Here is a 21,056-nt window from a genome sequence, read left to right on the forward strand (position 1 = left end):
CGGTTTTGGTCCAGTTGGAGTTAGAATCTCCCCATGAGCAGAACCTATTTCGGCACCGACGGGGTTCGCGGCAGGGTTGGGGAGCCGCCGATCACCGCCGACTTCATGCTGCGCCTGGGTCGGGCCGCTGGCGTGGTGCTCGCCCGCAACGAGCGCCGCTCGGTCGTCATCGGCAAGGACACGCGAATTTCGGGTTACATGTTCGAATCCGCGCTTGAAGCGGGGCTGGCGGCAGCAGGCGCGAATGTCCTGTTGCTGGGTCCGATGCCCACCCCGGCCATCGCCTACCTGACCCGCACCCTGTATGCCTGCGCGGGCATCGTGATTTCAGCCTCGCACAACCCGTATCAGGATAACGGCATCAAGTTTTTCTCGGCCGATGGCGAGAAATTCTCCGACGAGCAGGAACGGGCCATCGAGGAGGAACTCGAACGTCCGTTCACGACGGTGGAGTCATCCAGGCTCGGCAAGGCGTCACGGGTGGACGATGCGGCCGGGCGCTACATTGAATTCTGCAAGGGTACGACCCCGTTCGGTACGTCGCTCGGGGGCATGCGAATCGTTCTGGACTGCGCCAACGGCGCCACCTACCGGGTCGCGCCGGCCGTGCTGGAAGAGCTCGGAGCCGATGTCCGGACTCTGGGCGACGACCCGGATGGCATGAACATCAATCGCGATTGCGGCTCGACCCATCCGGCCGCCATGCTCAAGGGCGTCAGCGATACCGGGGCGGATGTCGGCATCGCGCTGGACGGCGACGGTGACCGTGTCGTCATGGCCGATGCGGACGGAAATCTGGTCGATGGTGATCAGTTGCTGTACATCATGGCGGTCGCGCGCCAGAACGCGGGGCAGCTCGACGGCGGAGTGGTCGGCACGGTGATGTCGAATTTCGGACTGGAGCTGGCTCTGCGTGAGTGCGGTATTCCGTTTGAGCGCACGCCGGTGGGCGATCGCCATATCCATCGCGCCTTGACTGCAAATGGCTGGAAACTGGGTGGTGAGGCCTCGGGTCACATCCTGTGCCTGGATCGCACCAGCACCGGTGACGGGATCATCAGTGCGCTACAGGTACTGGAAGTGATGGTGCGCAGTGGCAAATCGCTGGCGGAGCTGGCCGATGGTTTCGAGAAGTTTCCACAGACCATGATCAACGTACCGGTTGCGCCGGAAGCCCGGGGCCGTTTCGAGGAGTCCGGCCGGATTCGCGACGCGGTGCGGGATGTCGAGGCGCGGCTGAATGGCAAGGGCCGGGTCATCCTGCGTCCTTCGGGGACCGAGCCGCTGATCCGGGTCACACTGGAAGGCAGTGATTCCGGAGAAGTCGAACGGCTGGCCCGGGAACTGGCGGATACCGTGAAACAGGAACTGCAGGGCTGACCGGGCCGTTCAGATAACGCCCAGTGCCTGCCCGACCCGGGTGAACGCTTCGACCGCCCGGTCCAGATGCTCGCGTTGATGCGCAGCCGACAATTGCACCCGGATTCGGGCCTCCCCCTGAGGTACTACCGGAAAGAAAAACCCGATCACGTAGATGCCTTCGTCCAGCAGCCGCGCCGCGAACTCCTGCGCCAGGGGCGCGTCGTACAGCATGACCGGCACGATCGGATGTTCACCGGCCTTGATGTCGAAGCCGGCCTGGCTCAGGGCGGTCCGGAAATAGCGTGTATTGGCGATCAGGCGGTCCCGCAGTTCGGTCGTGGCGCTGAGCATTTCGAACACCCGGATCGAGGCCGCGACCAGGGCGGGCGGCAGGGTGTTGGAAAACAGGTACGGCCGTGATCGCTGGCGCAGCAGGTCGATCACCGGTTGCCGGCCGGTGGTGAATCCGCCCGAGCCGCCCCCGAGCGCCTTGCCGAGGGTGGAGGTGAAAATGTCGACCCGCTCCATCACACCGTGATGCTCGGCCGAGCCGCGACCGGTGGGTCCGACGAATCCCGTGGCGTGGCTGTCGTCGACCATGACCAGCGCATCGTAGCGTTCGGCCAACTCGATGATTCGGTCCAGGCGCGCGATGTACCCGTCCATGCTGAACACACCGTCGGTCGCGATCAGGCGGGTGCGGCAATCGCGGGTCTGGCGCAGGGCTTCCTCGAGCGCCTCCATGTCGCTGTTGGGATAGCGGTGGCGCTGTGCCTTGCACAGGCGAATGCCGTCGATGATCGACGCGTGATTCAGCGCATCGGAAATTACCGCGTCCTCGGGACCCAGCAGCGTCTCGAACAATCCGCCGTTGGCATCGAAGCAGGACGTGTAAAGGATGGTGTCGTCGGTGCCGAAGAATCGTGAAACGGCGCTTTCCAGCTCCTTGTGCAGATCCTGGGTGCCGCAGATGAACCGGACGCTGGCCAGACCGAAGCCATGATCGTCCAAAGCCCGGTGCGCGGCGGCGATGACCTCGTCGTTGTCGGCCAGTCCGAGATAGTTGTTGGCGCAGAAGTTCAGCACCTCCTGGCCATCGCGAATCCGGATTTCCACGGACTGGGGACTGGTGATGATGCGTTCATCCTTGTACAGCCCGGCCGCCCGAATTTCTTCCAGGGACGCGCGAAAGTGCTCCAGCGCCGCGGTGCCGCGTGGTTCATTCATGATCCGATTTCTCCCGTCCAGTCGCACACGACCTTGCCGCACTGTCCGCTGCTCATCAGCTCGAAACCGTGTTCGAATTCAGTGATCGGAATGTGGTGGGTGAGTGCGGTTTGCAGCGGAAAGCCGGTCAGCACCATCTGGGTCATTTTGTACCAGGTTTCGTACATGCGGCGGCCGTAGATGCCGTGTAACTCCAGCCCCTTGAAAATAATCTGGTCCCAGTCGCAACCGGTGCCTTCGGGCAACAGGCCCAGCAGGGCGACCTTGCCGCCATGGTACATGTGATGGAGCAGGTCGTTGAACGCCACTGGATGTCCCGACATTTCGAGTCCGATGTCGAAACCATCGATGCGCAACTCCGCGACCAGATCGGCGATCGATTCCGAGCGCACGTCGAGGGTGTGGCTGGCGCCCATTTTCCGGGCCAGTTCGAGGCGGTACGGATTGACGTCGGTGATCACCACGTGACGGGCTCCGACATGGCGGCAAATCCCGGCGGCGATGATGCCGATCGGCCCGGCGCCGGTGATCAGTACGTCTTCACCCACCAGGTCGAATTGCAGGGCACAATGCGCGGCATTGCCGAAGGGGTCGAAAAACGCGGCGAGTTCAGGTGCGATCTCGTTCGGAATAGGCCAGAGATTGGATGCCGGAACGACGACGAATTCGGCGAAGGCGCCGTCGCGGTTGACTCCGATGCCAACGGTGTTGGGGCACAGGTGCGGCCGGCCCGCGCGGCAATTGCGGCAATGACCGCAGACCACGTGTCCCTCGGCCGAGACGCGGTCTCCCACGGCGTAACCGGTCACACCGTCACCCAGGTGTTCGATGATGCCGACGAATTCGTGGCCAATGACGAGTCCCGGTCGGATCGTGCGCCGCGCCCACTCGTCCCAGTTGTAAATATGCAGGTCGGTGCCGCAAATCGCGGTTTTTTCCAGCCGGATCAGGACCTCGTTGGTGCCGGGTTCGGGAACAGGGACCTCGGCCATCCAGATTCCCCGCTCGCTTTTTTCCTTGACGAGCGCGCGCATTGTTTCGCTCATTCGACCTCTCCGAAGAGTCTGTGCCGGAGCCGACGCGGCCCGCGATTCGAACTGCGGATTATAGACGAAGCGTTACGGCCCCGGCGTGGCGTGGAGCCGCTCCAGCGTGTATTCTACGCGGTTCCCCGCGCGCGCTTGTCTGCGGTTGCAGCCGTCGACCCTGCCGCGCGAATTCACCAGTTTTCAACGGGACAGAACCGCATGGCAGGCAAGCTTTACATCAAGACCCACGGTTGTCAGATGAACGAGTACGATTCCGACAAGATGCGGGATGTATTGCTGGCTTCACACGGCCTGGAATTGACCGACTGCGAAGACGAGGCCGACGTCATTCTGATCAACACCTGTTCAATCCGGGACAAGGCCCAGGAAAAGGTGTTTTCCCAACTGGGCCGATGGAAGCACCTCAAGCAACGCAATCCCCGGGTCGTGATCGGGGTTGGCGGATGCGTGGCCAGCCAGGAGGGTTCGGCCATCATCGACCGTGCGCCGTATGTCGACATGGTGTTTGGGCCTCAGACACTGCACCGGTTGCCGGGCATGCTGGACCAGGTTCGCTCGCAGCGCGAGCCGGCGATCGACATCAGTTTTCCTGAAATCGAAAAATTCGACAATCTGCCGGCTCCGGGTGCCCAGGGGCCGACCGCTTTCGTATCGGTCATGGAAGGCTGCAGCAAGTACTGCAGTTTCTGTGTGGTGCCTTACACCCGTGGTGAGGAAGTCAGCCGGCCCTTCGACGATGTGATCGCCGAATGTGTCGCCCTGGCCGAACAGGGAGTTCGCGAGATCAATCTGCTGGGGCAGAACGTCAACGCCTATCGTGGCCCGATGCACGATGGCACGACCGCGGATCTCGCTTTGCTGATCCACTACGTGGCCGCCATCGACGGTGTGGATCGCATTCGCTTCACCACCTCGCATCCGGTGGAGTTTTCCGACAGTCTGATCGATGCGTTTGCCGAGGTGCCGGAACTGGCGAACTACCTGCATTTGCCGGTACAGAGCGGTTCAGACCGGATTCTTTCGCTGATGAAACGCGGGCATACAGCGCTCGAGTACAAGCAGAAAATCCGCCGGCTGCGCGCGGTTCGGCCGGATATCAGCCTGTCGTCGGATTTCATCGTCGGGTTTCCGGGAGAAACGGACCGTGATTTCGAGGACACGATGAAACTGATCGAAGAACTCGATTTCGACCAGAGCTTCAGCTTCATTTACTCGGCCCGGCCGGGTACGCCGGCGGCCAGCCTGCCGGACGACCTGGACCTCGCCGGGAAGAAGTCCCGCCTGTCGCGGCTTCAGGCGCGGATCAACGAGCAGGCAGCGCGCATCAGCGAAGGCATGGTGGGTTCGGTACAGAAAATTCTGGTCGAAGGGCCCAGCCGCAAGGATCCGGCGGAGCTCGCGGGCCGGACCGAAAACAACCGGGTGGTCAACTTTCAGGGGCCCCGCGAGGTCATCGGGTGTTTTGCCGATGTCGTTATCACCGAGGCGCTCAGTCACTCCCTGCGGGGCCGGCTGGTGACCGGTGAGCGCGGAACGGTCGCTGTTGCCTGATACCCCATGAGCGAACGCCTGACCCTGGAACTGGAACCCGCGGACACTTTGCGGCTCGCTAACCTGTGCGGCCAGTTCGATGCCCACCTCAAGCAGATCGAGTCCCGCCTCGGGGTGGAGATTTTCTGTCGTGGCAATCTGTTCACCGTCGAAGGTGAGCCGCGGGCGGCACGCGCCGCGCGGCGCCTGCTGCAGAACCTGTACCGGCTCACCGCCTCGGATGTGCTTACGCCCGATCTCGTGAATCTGCACCTGCAGGAGTCCGGCATTCACGAACTCGAGGAAGCAGCCGGCGACAGCGCGCAGGAAATCGGCATCAAAACCAAGCGCGGAGTCATCCGCGGTCGCGGGCCCAACCAGAAGCGCTATCTGCGCAACATCAACAGTCACGCCATCAATTTCGGCGTGGGGCCTGCGGGCACGGGCAAGACCTACCTCGCGGTCGCATGTGCCGTGGGCGCGCTGCAGGAAGACAATGTTCAGCGTATCGTGCTGGTGCGGCCGGCGGTGGAGGCGGGTGAGCGTCTTGGTTTTCTTCCGGGCGACATGGCGCAGAAAGTCGATCCCTACCTGCGGCCGCTTTACGATGCACTCTACGAAATGCTCGGCTTCGACCGGGTGGCGACCCTGATCGAGCGCAACGTGATCGAAGTGGCGCCGCTGGCCTTCATGCGCGGGCGGACGCTCAATGACGCTTTCGTGATCCTGGACGAGGCGCAGAATACCACCCGCGAGCAGATGAAGATGTTTTTGACCCGCATTGGCTTCGGCTCGACCGCCGTGGTCACCGGGGATGTCACCCAGGTCGATTTGCCGGACAAGCGCGCTTCCGGACTCACCGATGCGCTGCGCATTCTGGGTAAGGTGCCTGGCATCAGCATCAGTCACTTTTCGGCACGCGATGTGGTCCGTCACCCGATCGTGCAACACGTTGTCGAGGCTTACGAGGCAGAGACCCGCGGCGGCGATGGATCTTGAACTGGACCTTCAGATCGCCACCAATGAGCGTGGTGTACCGGATATCGCCCGCTTTGAATCCTGGGTGCGCGGCGCCGCAGCCGGTCTGGAGGCCGCTGAACTCACGGTCCGGGTGGTTGGACGCGAGGAAAGCGCCCGGCTGAATGAGCGCTACCGCTCAAAAACCGGCCCGACCAATGTGCTTTCCTTTCCCGCCGAGCTTCCCGCGGAAATCGACCTGCCACTGCTTGGGGACATCGTGATCTGCGCACCCCTGGTGGATGAGGAAGCGCGCGCCCAGGGCAAGGAACCCGTGGCCCATTGGGCTCATTTGGTGGTGCATGGCGTTCTGCATCTGCGCGGCTACGATCATGAAGAGCAAGCCGCGGCGGAACACATGGAAGGGCTTGAAAAGGACATCCTGGAGTCGCTGGGGTTTTCCGACCCCTATGCCTGAACGTGACCCGCGCACGGGCGCCGTTTGCCCCGACACCCGGAAAAGACTGGAATCACGTGCCTTGCGGCCCTATATTCGGGGAGACGCGAATGGCGTTGCCAGTGTGGCCCTGGTTGGTTTCGTCAGGAAATCAACGACATCGACCGGGTTTGCATCATGACAGAAGACCAATCTAGTAACGGTTCCGGGCCCAGATCGTGGGTCGACCGGATCGGCAAGGCCTTGTCGAACCTTCCCCGGAACCGCGAAGAACTGATCGAACTCCTTGAAGAAAGCCTCACGGCCGGCGTGATCGACGAAGATGCGCTGGCCATGATGAAAGGTGCGCTGGAAGTCTCCGAAATGCAGGTGCGCGATGCGATGATTCCTCGCTCGCAGATGGTGGTGGTGCCTAGCGATGTGGATCTCGAGTCGTTTCTGCCACGCATCATCGATTCCGGTCACTCCCGTTTCCCGGTCATCGGCGAGGACAAGGACGGTGTTGTCGGCATCCTGCTGGCCAAAGACCTCCTCCCGCACGTCGCCTCCGGAGGTGAGCACTTCGACCTTCAATCAGCGATCCGGCCGGCCATGCTGATACCCGAAAGCAAACGGCTGAACATGCTGTTGCGCGACTTCCGCGCAAGCCGCAATCACATGGCCATCGTGGTCGACGAATACGGCGGCGTTTCCGGCCTGATCACCATCGAGGACGTGCTGGAAGAAATCGTCGGCGACATCGACGATGAGTACGACGCACAGGAGGAAGCCCTCGTGCTGTCCCTGGGCCCGCGCCGCTACCAGGTTCAGGCGCTGACCCCGATCGATGATCTCAACGAGGTCATTGGCAGCGAGTTCAGTGATGACGAATACGGCACCATCGGCGGTTTGCTGATGGCCCGTTTCGGCCGTGTCCCCGAGGTCGATGACGTGGTCGTGCTGGGTGATCGCTGGGAGTTCCGGGTCACACGTGCCGACAGCCGCCGGCTGCTCACGCTCGAATTGAATGACATCCAGTAACCGGGGTCCTGCCGGGACGTTGGGGCGGTGCCTGGCATTGCTTTTGCTCCTGTTGCCGGCGGTGGCCGCCGGCCAGCCCCGTGGCACGCCGGATATCTGGCTGGTGACCTACGGGCCGGGGGAAGTGTACTGGCAGCGCTTTGGTCACAATGCCATCTGGGTTCGCGATGCCGAACTGGGCCTGGACCACACATTCAATTTCGGCTTCTTCGACTTCGAGCAGGAAGACTTTTTTGTGCGTTTCCTGCAGGGGCGGATGCTGTATTTTTCAGCGGCGCAACGGGCGTCCGACGAGTTTTCGCAGTACATCAACGAGAACCGTTCCATTCGCGCGCAACGACTGGCGTTGCCACCCGATCGCGCCTTGCAACTCGCGGACTTTCTGGTTGAGCAGGTTCAGCCGCAGAACCGTGACTACCTGTACGACTATTACCTCGACAACTGTTCGACCCGGGTCCGGGACGCGCTGGACCTGGCACTGGGCGGTGCGCTGCGTGAATCTTTCGAGACGCAGCCCGCGCCGCTGCATTTTCGGGACCACACGCGGCGCCTGACCCAGTCGGCATTCTGGTTGTATCTGGGTCTGGAGATCGGCCTGGGTTCGCCCGTTGACCGGCCGATATCGCGCTGGGATGAGTTTTTCATTCCCGCGGTACTGGCCGAGGGGATTTCCGGCCTCACGGCGAACGGTGCGCCGCTGGTGGTCGAAGACGTGCTCATACACGAAACCGGCTCGCCATTGCCGCCGGATCGTCCGACTGCGGTCTGGTTGCGTTATCTGCTGGCTTCGGTCGGTCTGCTGGCGGCCGTGGCGGCGGTGGTGCGGTGGGCCGGCGCGGGGTGGGGCAGAACTCTCGCCCGAAGCTGGCTTGCCGTGACCGGACTCGTGGGTGCCGCCCTGCTGTTTTTCTGGTTCGGAACCGATCATGCCGTGGCCGCGTGGAACCTCAACCTGCTGGTCTTCACACCGTTCGGCTTGCTCGTGCTGGGAGGGCGCAAAGGCGCGCCGCCCGCGGCCGTATTGACCGTCATCTGCGCGTTGCTGGTACCGATCGCATCGCTCGCCCCGCCGCATCAATACACGGCAGATGTGCTGGCGGCTTTTCTCCCCCTGAACCTGGCGGCCGCCTGGGTCGTCTGGAGCCGGCGAGGCGCCTGACCCCGGTTACGTCACGCTCCACGGATGGTTGGGGCTCATTCGCCGATTTCCGCCAGTTGGCGGGTTTGTTGCTCCTGAATGAGCGGTTCGGCCAGCAAATCAAGACTGCCGGCCATGAACTCGTCGAGCTTGTACAAGGTCAGTCCGATCCGGTGATCGGTGACTCGCCCCTGCGGGAAATTGTAGGTACGGATGCGTTGCGAACGGTCGCCGCTGCCCACTTGAAGTCGCCGCGATTCCGCCGTCTCGGTGGCCTGGCGTGACTGTTCTCGCTCGAGGAGTCGGGCTTGGAGAAGCGACATGGCACGCGCCCGATTCTTGTGCTGCGAGCGTTCCTCCTGGCATTCCACGACGATCCCGCTGGGTAAATGGGTGATGCGGATGGCCGAGTCGGTCTTGTTGACGTGCTGACCGCCGGCACCGGATGCGCGAAAGGTGTCTATTCTCAAGTCCGCGGCCTGAATATCGAAGGACTCGATGGCGTCTGTTTCCGGCAGAATCGCCACCGTGCACGCCGAGGTGTGAATTCGTCCCTGGGATTCGGTTTCAGGCACGCGCTGCACGCGGTGGGTGCCGGATTCAAACTTCAGTCGTGACCAGGCGCCAGTGCCCTCCACCAGGGCGATCAGCTCCTTGAATCCGCCGTGTTCGCCCGCGCTCTGGCTGATGACCTCGACATTCCAGCCCTGTTGTTCGGCGTATTTCTGATACATGCGAAACAGATCACCAGCGAAAATGGCCGCCTCGTCGCCGCCGGTTCCCGCCCGGATTTCCAAAAAGATATTACGTTCGTCATTGGGGTCGGACGGCAGCAGCAAAAGCTGAAGGTCGCGCTCGAGGGTCCTGGTTTGTTCCTCGTTCTCGCGAATTTCCTCCTCGGCCAGATCGCGCAGATCGGCATCGGACTCCTGCAGCATCTGGCGGGCTTCGGTCAGTGCGTGATCGGCCGCCTGCCACTGTTTCCAGGTTTCCACCACGGGTTCCAGACGGGCGTACTCCCGCGACAGTTCCCGGAAGCGGTCCGGATCCGCGAACGCATCCGGTTCCGCCAGCAGCATCGCGATTTCTTCGTATCGCTGCTGAATCTGGTGCAGGCGGGTTCTGATGGATTCTTTCATGACGGGTCGGAGTTATCGGTGTCGTTCGTTTCGGCGGCCTCGTCACCTCCGCGAAACAGCCAGTCCGCCGCTTGCAGGATTTCGTAACGTTGCTGCTCGGCTGCCTGCCGCAAATGCTGGCTGGGTTCGTGCAGGATGCGGTTGGTCAACGTGCCCGCGAGTTGTGTCAGAACGCGTTCCGGATCGTGTCCGGCACGCAGGCGGCGCACCGCTCGCGCCACCAGATCCTCCTCGTGCCCGTGAGCGCGATCGCGGATGCGCTTGAGGGATCGGGCGGCCCGAATGCCGTAGAGCCAACGCAGAAAATCCTGGGTCGCGTCGTCCACCGCGCTGGATGCAGCTTCCGCCGCCTGTGAGCGGTGCCTTACATTTTCATCCACGACCTGCTGCAGATCGTCGATGGAGTAGAGATAAACGTCGTCCAGCCGCCCGACCGCGGGGTCGATATCGCGGGGCACGGCGATGTCCACCATGAACATGGGACGGTGGCGCCGCTGCCGCAGCGCGGCTTTCGCGTCATCGGAGCCGATCAGGTGGACCGGGCTGGCGGTCGAACTGATCAGGATGTCGGCACGCGGCAATACTTCCGGCAGTTGGTCCAGAACGGAGACGCGGGCGTCGAGCTGTTCCGCCAGTTCCGTCGCTGATTCACGACTTCGGTTGACGATCTCGATATTCCGGATGCCGGATTCGCGTAAATGCTGGCCACACAGACGAATCATGTCTCCGGCTCCGATCAGCACGACGTTCTGCGACGAAAGGTCGCCAAAAATCTGCCGCGCCAGAATCACCGCGGTATATGCCACGGAGACCGGGCGGCTGCCGATGCCGCTTTGGGTGCGGATGGACTTGGCGGCGGCGAAGGCGTGCTGGAACAGCCGGTCGAGCACCCGGTTCACCCCGCCGACTTCGCGCGCCGCGTGCCAGGCCTCTTTCAGCTGGCCCAGAATCTGGGGCTCGCCCAAAACCAGTGAATCCAGCCCACCGGCCACCCGGATCACGTGCCGGACCGTCTCTTCCAGCCCGTGGTGGTAGAAGTGGGCATCCAGTGTGTTTGCGGGCAGTCCGTTGATTCGGTGGACCCATTTCAGCACTGCATCTTCGGCTTCGCCGGACGCCAGGCAGAATACTTCCGTGCGGTTGCAGGTGCCCAGAATCAACGCCTCTTCGACGGCCGGCAAGGCGATCAGCTCGCGGACTCGTGCCCCGTAGTCGGAGGGAGCGATCGCGACCTGCTCGCGCACTTCGACCGGCGCGGTATGGTGACTGATTCCGAGCGTGAACAACGGCATGGCGGTATACGTGCGATCAGACGGTGAGTGATGTGGAAGGGGCCGGCGGCGGTGCAGCGATTGCGGCATCGGTCAGCTTGCCGCCAGCCGGCCGGCCGCGGTCACGAGATGATTGGTTCGAGCGCGTCAAGCGCGTATCCTTTATGCCCATGATTGACCGATATTGTTTCATGATTCGCGCATCGATGGTGTGTCTGTCGGTTTTCGGGCTGGTGGCATGTGCCGGCACTGCGCCGCCTGTTCAGGATGGATCGCGGGAGGCACCCGATGCCTCTGCGCCGCCTCGGGTGGAGGCCGAAACGGAGATTCCGCGGCGTCCGACCGACGACGACGTGATGTACCGGGTGTTCGCGGGTGAAGTTCTGGGCAGCGAGGGCGACCTTCAAGGTGCGGTCGGTGAGTATCTCGAAGCGGCGCTCGAGTCGGAAGATCCCGCGATTGCGATGCGTGCGACCCGGGTGGCGTTTGCCGCCCAGGCCTGGCTGCAGGCATCCATGGCCGCTGACCGCTGGACCGTACTGGCTCCTGAGAGCATGGCGGCACGTGAGTCGGCGGTGCTTGCGCTGTTGGCGACGGCGGATTACGCCGGTGCCGAACTGCACCTGCAGAAAATCATCGCGATGGCGGAAGACAAGGAACAGGCCTGGACCCTGGCGTCCGGTTTGCTGGGCCGGTCGGCCAATCCGGACAAGGCGGAAAGTGTGCTCGCGCACCTGCTCGAAACCTCGGGAGAGGAAGGCAGCGCCATCGGCGTGCACGCCCGAAGCCGCATGATGGCGAGGTCAGGGGACATTCCGCGCGCGTACGAACTGGCGCAGGAAGCCGTGAGCATGCAGCCGGAGAGCGTCGAATTTCTCGCCTGGGCGGGCCGGTTGGCGCTCAACCTGGGCGACCAGGAAGCCGGCCTCGAGTACATCCGTGGCGCCTGGGAGCTCGATCCGGATGATCACGATATGACATTGGCGTACGCGGATCTCCTGGCCCGAAGCGGCCGGGAAGATGAAGCGCGCCGGCTGATGTCGGACATGGTCCAGACGCCTGATGTGATGCTGACGCGCATCATCTTCGAACTCAGCGCCAGCGACATTCCCGCGGCCATGGCCTTGTACGATGAATTCGCACGGATGGCATTTGACGACCCGTTCGAGAAGGCCTTTTACCAGGCCCAGGCGGCCGAGTCGCTGGACCTGCTCGAAGACGCCGTGAGCCATTACGCTGCCGTTACCGAAGGCGACCTCCACGTTCAGTCTGTGGCGCGCCGGGCCGAACTGATTGCAATGCGTGGTGACATCGACGAGGCGTTGCGGGTATTGCAACCACTGAGGCGTCATTCAGACCCCCAGGTCGTCGAGGAGGCCTTTCTCACGGAAGCCCGAATCCTGCAGCAGGCGGAGGATCTCCAGGGGGCCCTGGACGCCCTGGGGAAGGCGCTCGAACTGAGCCCCGATTCCATCGCCCTGCGCTACTCGCGGGCGCTGATCGCGGCCGAAGTCGGGCAAATCGGGGTTGCTGAACGGGATTTGCGTTTCATTCTGGTGGAGCAGCCCGATAATGCGGCCGCGCTGAATGCGCTGGGGTATACCCTGGCCGACCAGACCGACCGCTACGACGAAGCGGAAGCCCTGATCCGGCGAGCTTATTCTCTGCAGCCCAACGACCCTTCGATTACCGATTCCATGGGATGGGTGGCGTATCGGCTGGGCCGGCTGGAAGAGGCCGTGGATTTCCTGGGCCGGGCGTGGCGCATGGAGAACAATCCCGAGATTGCCGCTCATCTGGGCGAAGTCCTGTGGCAGCAGGGGCGGGTCGAAGAAGCACGCGATATCTGGCGTCAGGGCCTGGCCGTTGATGATGGCAATCCCATCCTGCAGGAAACCATCGACAGGCTGGAAGCCGAGCTTTGAAGCGCACTCTGGCGTTCATCGTCGTGCTGTGCGCCTTGGTGACCGCATGCAGTCCGGTGCCGCGCCGAACCGCCGAAGACCCGGTACGGGTCGAAGCCTATCAGCAACGGTTGCGCCTGCTGACGGGCGTGGCTGACTGGGAAGTCGAAGGCCGCCTGGCCATTACCGACGGGCGGGAGGGGGGTAGCGGCGCCTTGATCTGGGTGCAGTCCGGCGAAGCCGTGAGTATGAGCTTCCGTGGCACCCTGGGGCGGGGAAGTTGGCGTTTGTCCGCCACAGCCCGGCATGCCGAGTTGCAAACCGCCGATGGTCAGGTCTACCAGGCGTCTGACGTGGGCGACCTGGTTCGTCTGCACGCCGGTTGGGAAGTTCCCGTCGATGCGCTGAGCTGGTGGGTTCGCGGTCTGGCTGCCGATGAGGCCTGGGAGTCACGTGAACTGGATGAGTTCGGCCGTCTGACCCGTCTGCAGCAGTCGGGATGGGAGGTGGAGTTCAGCCGCTACCGCGAGACCGGAATCGCGCAGGTGCCCGCCCGGATTTTCGCCCGGCGCGGCGATTACGCGGTCAAACTGGTGATTCGGGACTGGCGTCTCGGCCCGGACGCGGAATGAATCGGCTCGCCGAAACCTGGTGGCCGGCACCGGCCAAGCTCAACCTGTTTCTGCACGTCACCGGCCGCCGGGCCGACGGGTACCATGAGCTCGATACCCTGTTCCAACTCGTCGACTGGAGCGACGAACTGGCGTTCGCGGTGGATGACAGCGGACGCGTGCGGCGCCAGGCCGTGGACTACGACGTGGCTGAGGACGATGACCTGGCCGTGCGCGCCGCCCGCCTGCTGCAGCAGCACGCTGGCGTGGACCGAGGCGCTGAGATCCGGGTGCGCAAGCACATCCCGATGGGTGCGGGGCTGGGCGGGGGCAGCACAGACGCGGCGACCACGCTGCTGGTGCTGAACCGTCTCTGGGGCGTCGGGTTCAGCGTTGCGAAACTGGCGGAACTGGCCTTGGAGCTGGGTGCGGATGTGCCCGTGTTCGTGCGTGGACACAGTGCCATGGCAGAGGGTGTGGGGGAGCGTCTGCAACCGGTTCAGCTCGGCATTCGTCACTACGTCGTCGTGGTCCCGGATGTCAGGGTCGCGACCCGGTGGGCCTTTGCGGCACCGGATCTGAAGCGATCCGCGCCCAGGCTCGACCGGACCCGTGCGTTGTCCGGGCACGGTGAAAACGTTTTCGAACCGGTGGTCGCCGCCCACTTTCCGGAAGTCGCCGAAGCTCTGGATGCGCTGCGCGAATGGGGTGAGCCTAAGCTGTCCGGGACGGGCAGCGCGGTCTTCGTGCCGGTGCCGGATCAGGAGCTTGCGAATCGCGCGGCACGGGAATTGAAATGCCGATATAATGTGCGCGCCGTGCGAGGAGTAGATCGATCATCAGTGCACCAAATGCTGGAATCGGAATGACGTATCGGCGCCGGGGTTCAGTCTGCTGGGACGTCGCCAAGTTGGTTAAGGCACGGGGTTTTGATCCCCGCATTCGCAGGTTCGAATCCTGCCGTCCCAGCCATCCTGCGCCGGCACATTCTGGGTGGGTCAATACCGGAGCAGCCCTGGCTGCCCCGGCAGAAGGCTTCCATCGCAAATGCACTACGGGTGAACCGGCTGGGGGAGGCAGATAGTGGCCGCACCGTCCTTGTTGATATTTTCCGGAAACGCCAATCTCGATCTGGCGAACAATATCGCGCATGAGCTGAACGTTCCCATGGGCAAGGCCATCGTCGGCCGATTCAGTGACGGCGAGGTGATGGTCGAGGTCATGGAAAACGTTCGCGGCAAGGATGTGTACGTGGTTCAGCCCACCTGCGCGCCCGCGGCGGATAATTTCATGGAGATGCTCGTGATGATCGACGCGATCAAGCGCGCATCGGCCTCGCGGGTAACCGCCGTCATTCCGTACTTCGGCTATGCCCGGCAGGACCGGCGTCCCCGGTCAGCACGGGTGCCGATCACGGCGAAGGTCGCGGCCAAGATGATTTCCGCGGTGGGCACCGACAGGGTCGTGACCGTTGATCTGCATGCCGATCAGATTCAGGGGTTCTTCGACATCCCCGTCGACAATGTTTACGCCTCTCCTCTCACCCTCGCCGACATCTGGCAGCGACAATCCGGCTACGAGCTGATCGTCGTTTCTCCGGACGTGGGCGGCGTGCTGCGTGCCCGCGCCATTGCCAAACGTCTGGATGCTGAACTGGCGATTATCGACAAGCGCCGACCGCGCGCCAATGTCGCGACGGTCATGAACATCATCGGCGACGTTCGCGACAAGTGCTGTGTTCTGGTTGACGACATGGTGGATACGGCAGGTACGCTGTGCTCCGCCGCGGCGGCGCTGAAGAAAAATGGCGCCAGCCGCGTGGTGGCTTATTGCGTACATCCGGTGCTCTCCGGGCCCGCTGTCGACAACATCCGCCAGTCCGAGCTGGATGAAGTGGTCGTGACCGATACCATTCCGCTCGGTGACGCAGCGCGTGAAAGCGGCAAAATCCGGCAGCTCAGCGTTGCCCAGATGATGGCGGAGACCATACGCCGCATGGCGCAGGGTGAATCAGTCAGTTCGATGTACGTCGACTGACGGTTGAACCCACTTCTCCCGGCGGGCGTTTGCCTGCCTTTACTGTTGTTGGCGCGCAACCCCCTTCTCCTCTGCCGCCTCACTGGGCTATAATGCCCGGCTGTTTTTTGTCGTCGTGCCTGGTCGCGGGCCCGGCGGGTTCGCTCCACGCAGGAGCACCCTTCCGCTTGTAGGCGGATTCTGAACATCGAGGTTTAACATGTCTGAACAACACACAATTGCCGCGGAGCTCCGCGAGGACGTGGGGAAAGGTGCGAGCCGCCGCCTGCGTCACGCCGGTCGAGTACCCGCGATTCTGTATGGCGGTCACCTTGATCCCGTCGCTCTGACACTGGATCAGCATGAAATGCGGCATGCCACGGAGCAGGAGTCTTTCTACTCCAGCATCATCGAGATCAAAATCGGAGATGACGCCACACAGCAGGCCGTCGTTCGCGATTTGCAGCGTCATCCGTTCAAGCCGGTCATCATGCACGTGGATTTCATGCGCATTACGGCGGGTGAAAAGCTGACGATCGCGGTACCCATTCATTTCGTGGGAGAAGGCCAGTCTCCGGCGGGCAAGACCTCCGGCGTCGTGATCCAGCACCAGGTCACGGAAGTCGATATCGAGGCTGTGCCTGCGGCGCTGCCCGAATTCCTGTCCGTCGACCTGTCGAAAATGGAACCCGGCGATACAGTACTGCTGTCGCAGATCGAGCTGCCGGATGGCGTCTCCATCCCGGCACTGGCAGTCAGTGACGACAACGACGTGGCCATCGCGATCGCCACCCACATTCGCGAGACCCAGGGTACGGGTGCCGCCGCTGAAGAGGCTGCTGAAGCTGAGGCCGACATCGAAACGGCCGCGGACGCGGGCGAAGACGTGGACGAGTCTGACGGCAGTGCGGAAGAATCCGACGACAAAGGCGAGGGCGACTGAGTTCGCGCCGCGGACGTGTCTGGTCCGTTATTGATCGTCGGCCTGGGCAATCCTGGTCCGAAATACGCTGAAACCCGGCACAATGCCGGGTTTTGGTTTCTTGATCGCGTGTTGCAGCGGTTTGGTGGGGACTTGCGCGCCCAGTCGAAGTTGAAGGCCGAAACGGCCCGCACGGTCATCGAGGGGCGTGATTGTGTGCTGGCCCGTCCGGCCTCGTTCATGAACGAGAGCGGTTTGCCGGTGCGTTCGGTTCTCGACTACTTCCGCATTCCGGCCGCGGATCTTCTGGTGGCTTACGACGAACTCGACCTGCCGCCGGGCATTGTGCGCCTCAAGCAGGGCGGCGGTCACGGCGGCCACAATGGCATGCGTGACATTTTCCGGCACGTGCCGGACCACGAATTTTTGCGTTTTCGGATTGGCATCGGCCATCCGGGCTCGAAAGACCGGGTCACGGGCTACGTCCTCGGACGTCCCGGCGCGGACGACGAACGCAGTATCCGTGATGCCATCGACCGCGCTGTGGACGTGCTTCCTGAAATCGTGGCGGGACGGATTGCTCCCGCGATGAAAGCGCTCCACACCGCGGCGGACTGAAGGAAAAGAACCCGGGACCGTCCATCCCGTCAGTTCAGGGCAAGCGGGACAAGTCGATTGCGGTTGGACCGGCGAAGCCGGGCCAGAGCAATCGCATCAAGTTCAGTTGAGGGCAGGCGGAAGCGCCCGCACGTATTGAGCGCAGCTCAATGAGTAAGGAAGCGCAGCCGTAGCCCGTGCAGCCGATTTATACGCGCAACGGTGACGCAGTCGCGCTTCTTGCGCTGCGCGCAAGCCGCACAACTGCTAACACCTGCGCTGCGCAGCAGCGTAAGAAGGCAAGCGAGACTCTTTAGATGGGATTTAAATGCGGAATCGTAGGCCTGCCCAACGTGGGCAAGTCGACGCTGTTCAATTCACTCACCCGCGGTGGTATCGCGGCTGAGAACTACCCGTTCTGTACCATCGATCCCAATATCGGTGTGGTGGCCGTTCCTGATCCGCGCCTGCAGGAGATCGCGAGCGTCGTGCGTCCCCTGAAAACCGTGCCAACAACGATGGAATTCGTCGACATTGCCGGCCTGGTCGAAGGTGCGTCGCGCGGTGAGGGGCTGGGTAACCAGTTTCTCGGGCACATTCGGGAGACCGATGCGATCGCGCATGTGGTGCGGTGTTTCGAAGACGACGATATCGTCCATGTGTCGGGTCGGGTTGAGCCGCTGGCCGATGTCGCGGTCATCAATACCGAACTCGCGCTGGCGGACCTGGAAACGGTCGAGCGGGCGATTGACCGGACCGAAAAGCAGGCAAAGGCCAATCCGAAGGACGCCCGCCTGCGCTTGCAGGCATTGCAGAAGCTGCGGGCCTGTCTCGACCAGGGCCGGCGTGCCCGCAATGCCGATCTCGACGAAAGCGAGGTCGCGGCTGTCGCTGATCTGCACCTGATTACCACCAAGCCCGTGATGTACGTGGCAAACGTGGCCGAAGGAGGTGAGTCCGACAATCCCTGGTTGCAGGCGGTGAACGAAATGGCCGCCGGAGAGGGCGCCGAGGTCATCCCGGTATGTGCCGCTATCGAAGCGGAACTGTCGACGCTCGAAGACGACGATCGAGCCGAGTTCCTGGAGGCCCTGGGCATGCAGGAGGCCGGTCTGGACCGGGTCATCCGGGCCGGATACCAGCTATTGGATCTGCTCACCTTTTTCACCGCGGGTGAAAAGGAAGTTCGGGCCTGGACGGTCGGTACCGGAGCGACCGCCCCGCAGGCGGCTGGACGCATTCACACGGATTTCGAGCGTGGTTTCATCCGCGCAGAGGTGATCGCCTACGACGATTTCGTACGCCTGGAGGGTGAGCAGGGTGCTCGCGAGGCCGGTAAATTGCGGCTGGAAGGGCGGAACTACATCGTCCGGGAAGGCGACGTGATACATTTCCGGTTCAACGTCTGAGCGGAATTCCTCCTGCTGTTCCCCGTTCCCTCTTTGCATGTGGTGCGATTTGCGTTATAAGGCGGGGCAGAATTTGCTGCCAGCGGAAGCGGGAAGATTTCCGTGCCACCAGCCAGGAAGAAAACGCCCGGCAAAACCGGCAAATCGACGGCCGTCGGGGACGACGGTCGGCTACGGCCATCGCGCGTCGCGCGCAACGGGAGCGGAAGCGGGCGCGGGGCCGTTGCACAGGGCGGAGCGCGCAAGCGAGGCTGGCGGGATATCGAGGAAATTCGGGAGCGTATGCGGCTTAAAAGCCTGCTCGCCGACATCTGGCACGAGGATGTCGAGCTCGAAGAGGACATATTCGGCGAATCCGGCTATCTGGCGGGCTATTACGCGGAGGGCGAAGTCGAAGAGCCCCCTGCGGATCCCGATGACAATGTCGAATACGAGGATTTTGACGACAATGATGACTGATGAATTCGACGCGGTCCGGCCCGATGGAGAATTTGAGGCGTATTGCGTGTGAATTCTTGACACCCGAGCGAGCGTGGGTGAGAATACGCGGCTTGCCTGCATGTGCTGGGCCCGGGTTGTTTTGGCCGACCGATCCCAGTTCATTGGCCGGGAAAGGCGGGCCGGTATCCGCCATTCCGCCATCAGGTTCGAGGTACCGGAGGGGTACTCAAGCGGTCAACGAGGGCAGACTGTAAATCTGCTGGCTATGCCTACGTAGGTTCGAATCCTACCCCCTCCACCAGATTGAACGTGTCGATCCACGGTTCGGTCGGCGCGGCCGCTTTGCGCGGCGACAGGTATTAACCATACGGAGCAAGACCCGCGTCGGCCGTGGTTCGCTCCGTTGTCGTATGTACCGGGTCAGGATTCGGTGCAGGAGCAAGGCAGGCTTTGGGCCGGCGGGCCCGGTCAGTGGGAATGGCGATCACGGGCGGGTGTAGTTCAACGGTAGAACCTCAGCCTTCCAAGCTGATGATGTGGGTTCGATTCCCATCACCCGCTCCATTATTAAGGCGCTCCACGTGACGGGCAAGGTCAGGTTCGGGGTGCCACGCGGAACAAATTGCCCGCATAGCTCAGGTGGTAGAGCACTCCCTTGGTAAGGGAGAGGTCACTGGTTCGATTCCAGTTGTGGGCACCATGAATTTGCCGGTAAGGCAACGTACTGAAGAAACTGATTGAATTTTCGGAGACCGGAATGTCCAAGGAAAAATTCGAACGTACCAAGCCCCACGTCAACGTGGGAACGATTGGTCATGTGGATCACGGCAAGACGACGCTGACGGCGGCGCTGACGAAGATCTGCGCGGAAGCGCGTGGCGGCGAGTTCAAGGCGTACGACCAGATCGACAACGCGCCGGAAGAACGCGCGCGCGGCATCACGATTGCGACGGCGCACGTGGAGTACGAGTCGGATTCGCGGCACTACGCACACGTGGACTGCCCGGGACACGCGGACTACGTGAAGAACATGATCACGGGTGCGGCGCAGATGGACGGAGCGATTCTGGTGGTATCGGCGGCCGATGGCCCGATGCCGCAGACGCGAGAGCACATTCTGCTGGCGCGCCAGGTGGGTGTGCCGTACATCCTGGTGTACCTGAACAAGGCGGACCAGGTGGACGATGAAGAGCTGCTGGAACTGGTGGAGATGGAAGTGCGCGAGCTGCTGTCTTCGTACGAGTTCCCGGGCGACGACACGCCGATCGTAACGGGTTCTGCGCTGAAGGCACTGGAAGGGGATACGTCGGACATTGGCATTCCGTCGATTCTGAAGCTGATCGAAGAGATGGATGCGTACATTCCGGAGCCGGTGCGTGACACGGACAAGCCGTTCCTGCTGCCGATCGAGGACGTGTTCTCGATTTCGGGCCGCGGCACGGTGGTAACCGGGCGCGTGGAGCGCGGGATCATCACGGTGGGCGACGAAATCGAGATTGTGGGCATTAACGCGACGACGAAGACGACGTGCACGGGTGTGGAGATGTTCCGCAAGCTGCTGGACGAAGGTCGGGCGGGCGACAACGTGGGTGTGCTGCTGCGCGGCACCAAGCGTGACGAAGTGGAACGTGGCCAGGTGCTGGCGCATCCGGGCACGATCACGCCGCACACCAAGTTCGAGGCGGAGGTGTACATTCTGTCGAAAGAAGAGGGCGGACGTCACACGCCGTTTTTCAAGGGCTACCGGCCGCAGTTCTACTTCCGCACGACGGACGTGACGGGCGCGGTGGAGTTGCCGGAAGGCGTGGAGATGGTGATGCCGGGCGACAACGTGCAGATGCAGGTGTCGCTGATCGCGCCGATCGCGATGGAAGAAGGTCTGCGCTTCGCGATCCGTGAAGGCGGCCGCACCGTGGGTGCCGGCGTCGTGGCCAAAATCCACGAGTGAGCCAGAGCGTGATTCGGGCGCCTGTTGCATCGCCGAGCGATGAACAGCGTTTCCGAAT

19 protein-coding genes and 4 tRNA genes are annotated in these 21,056 nt (G+C 62.7%); 19 read left to right on the forward strand and 4 right to left on the reverse strand.

The genetic code is table 11. The features are described 5' to 3' along the window. Nucleotides 1–33 precede the first annotated feature (33 nt). The gene (gene glmM, locus V3330_RS07260; protein WP_354694740.1) at nucleotides 34–1,380 is read left to right on the forward strand and encodes a phosphoglucosamine mutase; all 1,347 of its coding nucleotides are present in this window, start codon (nucleotides 34–36) and stop codon (nucleotides 1,378–1,380) included. A gap of 9 nt (nucleotides 1,381–1,389) precedes the next feature. Here the strand turns inward: glmM and kbl are convergent, their stop codons facing one another. Next, complete coding sequence (gene kbl / locus V3330_RS07265; RefSeq protein WP_354694741.1) at nucleotides 1,390–2,589, reverse strand: glycine C-acetyltransferase; 1,200 nt, start codon at nucleotides 2,587–2,589, stop codon at nucleotides 1,390–1,392. Further along, a complete protein-coding gene (gene tdh, locus V3330_RS07270) occupies nucleotides 2,586–3,635 on the reverse strand; it encodes an L-threonine 3-dehydrogenase (RefSeq protein ID WP_435791561.1) in 1,050 nt (349 codons plus the stop codon). The genes kbl and tdh overlap by 4 nt, the downstream gene beginning before the upstream one ends. Before the next feature lie 201 nt (nucleotides 3,636–3,836). Between tdh and miaB the strand changes: the two genes are divergently transcribed. The 5 genes from miaB to V3330_RS07295 all read left to right on the forward strand — a co-directional run bounded on the left by miaB (nucleotide 3,837) and on the right by V3330_RS07295 (nucleotide 8,761). Further along, the gene (miaB, locus tag V3330_RS07275; protein WP_354694742.1) at nucleotides 3,837–5,189 is read left to right on the forward strand and encodes a tRNA (N6-isopentenyl adenosine(37)-C2)-methylthiotransferase MiaB; all 1,353 of its coding nucleotides are present in this window, start codon (nucleotides 3,837–3,839) and stop codon (nucleotides 5,187–5,189) included. Between the two features lie 6 nt (nucleotides 5,190–5,195). Next, complete coding sequence (locus V3330_RS07280) at nucleotides 5,196–6,167, forward strand: PhoH family protein (RefSeq protein ID WP_354694743.1); 972 nt, start codon at nucleotides 5,196–5,198, stop codon at nucleotides 6,165–6,167. Further along, entirely contained in the window at nucleotides 6,157–6,603 is a 447-nt protein-coding gene (gene ybeY / locus V3330_RS07285; protein ID WP_354694744.1) for an rRNA maturation RNase YbeY, read from the forward strand. Before V3330_RS07280 ends, ybeY begins: the two co-directional genes overlap by 11 nt. A gap of 156 nt (nucleotides 6,604–6,759) precedes the next feature. After that, nucleotides 6,760–7,602 carry a CorC family transporter gene (locus tag V3330_RS07290; RefSeq protein WP_354694745.1) on the forward strand — a complete coding sequence of 281 codons (843 nt, stop codon included), beginning with the start codon at nucleotides 6,760–6,762 and terminating at the stop codon, nucleotides 7,600–7,602. Nucleotides 7,603–7,639: 37 nt separating this feature from the next. Next, entirely contained in the window at nucleotides 7,640–8,761 is a 1,122-nt protein-coding gene (locus V3330_RS07295; protein WP_354694746.1) for a lipoprotein N-acyltransferase Lnb domain-containing protein, read from the forward strand. 35 nt (nucleotides 8,762–8,796) lie between these two features. Here the strand turns inward: V3330_RS07295 and prfA are convergent, their stop codons facing one another. Beyond that, nucleotides 8,797–9,879: a peptide chain release factor 1 gene (prfA, locus tag V3330_RS07300; protein WP_354694747.1), complete on the reverse strand. Its 1,083-nt coding sequence runs from the start codon at nucleotides 9,877–9,879 to the stop codon at nucleotides 8,797–8,799. After that, on the reverse strand, nucleotides 9,876–11,171 hold the full coding sequence (gene hemA / locus V3330_RS07305; RefSeq protein ID WP_354694748.1) for a glutamyl-tRNA reductase: 1,296 nt from the start codon (nucleotides 11,169–11,171) through the stop codon (nucleotides 9,876–9,878). The genes prfA and hemA overlap by 4 nt, the downstream gene beginning before the upstream one ends. A gap of 170 nt (nucleotides 11,172–11,341) precedes the next feature. Here hemA and V3330_RS07310 point away from each other — a divergent pair, with 170 nt between their 5' ends. From V3330_RS07310 to tuf, 13 genes are all read left to right on the forward strand, one after another. Continuing rightward, on the forward strand, nucleotides 11,342–13,075 hold the full coding sequence (locus V3330_RS07310; RefSeq protein WP_354694749.1) for a tetratricopeptide repeat protein: 1,734 nt from the start codon (nucleotides 11,342–11,344) through the stop codon (nucleotides 13,073–13,075). Continuing rightward, entirely contained in the window at nucleotides 13,072–13,686 is a 615-nt protein-coding gene (gene lolB / locus V3330_RS07315; protein WP_354694750.1) for a lipoprotein insertase outer membrane protein LolB, read from the forward strand. The genes V3330_RS07310 and lolB overlap by 4 nt, the downstream gene beginning before the upstream one ends. Beyond that, the gene (gene ispE, locus V3330_RS07320; RefSeq protein ID WP_354694751.1) at nucleotides 13,683–14,534 is read left to right on the forward strand and encodes a 4-(cytidine 5'-diphospho)-2-C-methyl-D-erythritol kinase; all 852 of its coding nucleotides are present in this window, start codon (nucleotides 13,683–13,685) and stop codon (nucleotides 14,532–14,534) included. The genes lolB and ispE overlap by 4 nt, the downstream gene beginning before the upstream one ends. A gap of 26 nt (nucleotides 14,535–14,560) precedes the next feature. Beyond that, a tRNA-Gln gene (locus tag V3330_RS07325) sits at nucleotides 14,561–14,637 on the forward strand. Nucleotides 14,638–14,748: 111 nt separating this feature from the next. After that, a complete protein-coding gene (locus V3330_RS07330) occupies nucleotides 14,749–15,702 on the forward strand; it encodes a ribose-phosphate diphosphokinase (protein WP_354694752.1) in 954 nt (317 codons plus the stop codon). Between the two features lie 199 nt (nucleotides 15,703–15,901). Beyond that, nucleotides 15,902–16,624, forward strand: a complete 723-nt coding sequence (locus V3330_RS07335; RefSeq protein ID WP_354694753.1) for a 50S ribosomal protein L25/general stress protein Ctc — start codon at nucleotides 15,902–15,904, stop codon at nucleotides 16,622–16,624. A gap of 30 nt (nucleotides 16,625–16,654) precedes the next feature. Further along, the gene (pth, locus tag V3330_RS07340) at nucleotides 16,655–17,221 is read left to right on the forward strand and encodes an aminoacyl-tRNA hydrolase (RefSeq protein WP_435791644.1); all 567 of its coding nucleotides are present in this window, start codon (nucleotides 16,655–16,657) and stop codon (nucleotides 17,219–17,221) included. Between the two features lie 296 nt (nucleotides 17,222–17,517). Next, nucleotides 17,518–18,609, forward strand: coding sequence for a redox-regulated ATPase YchF (ychF, locus tag V3330_RS07345; protein WP_354694755.1), 1,092 nt, complete (start codon nucleotides 17,518–17,520; stop codon nucleotides 18,607–18,609). A 102-nt stretch (nucleotides 18,610–18,711) separates the two neighbouring features. Beyond that, the gene (locus V3330_RS07350; protein ID WP_354694756.1) at nucleotides 18,712–19,068 is read left to right on the forward strand and encodes a DUF3545 family protein; all 357 of its coding nucleotides are present in this window, start codon (nucleotides 18,712–18,714) and stop codon (nucleotides 19,066–19,068) included. A 198-nt stretch (nucleotides 19,069–19,266) separates the two neighbouring features. Then, nucleotides 19,267–19,351: transfer RNA gene (locus V3330_RS07355), tRNA-Tyr, on the forward strand. 189 nt (nucleotides 19,352–19,540) lie between these two features. Beyond that, nucleotides 19,541–19,614: transfer RNA gene (locus V3330_RS07360), tRNA-Gly, on the forward strand. A gap of 60 nt (nucleotides 19,615–19,674) precedes the next feature. Next, nucleotides 19,675–19,750 (forward strand) — tRNA-Thr (locus tag V3330_RS07365). 57 nt (nucleotides 19,751–19,807) lie between these two features. Next, complete coding sequence (tuf, locus tag V3330_RS07370; RefSeq protein ID WP_354694757.1) at nucleotides 19,808–20,998, forward strand: elongation factor Tu; 1,191 nt, start codon at nucleotides 19,808–19,810, stop codon at nucleotides 20,996–20,998. The last annotated feature ends 58 nt before the right edge of the window (nucleotides 20,999–21,056 follow it).

Source organism: Elongatibacter sediminis (assembly GCF_037892215.1).
Taxonomy (GTDB): Bacteria; Pseudomonadota; Gammaproteobacteria; order Xanthomonadales; family SZUA-36; genus Elongatibacter; species Elongatibacter sediminis.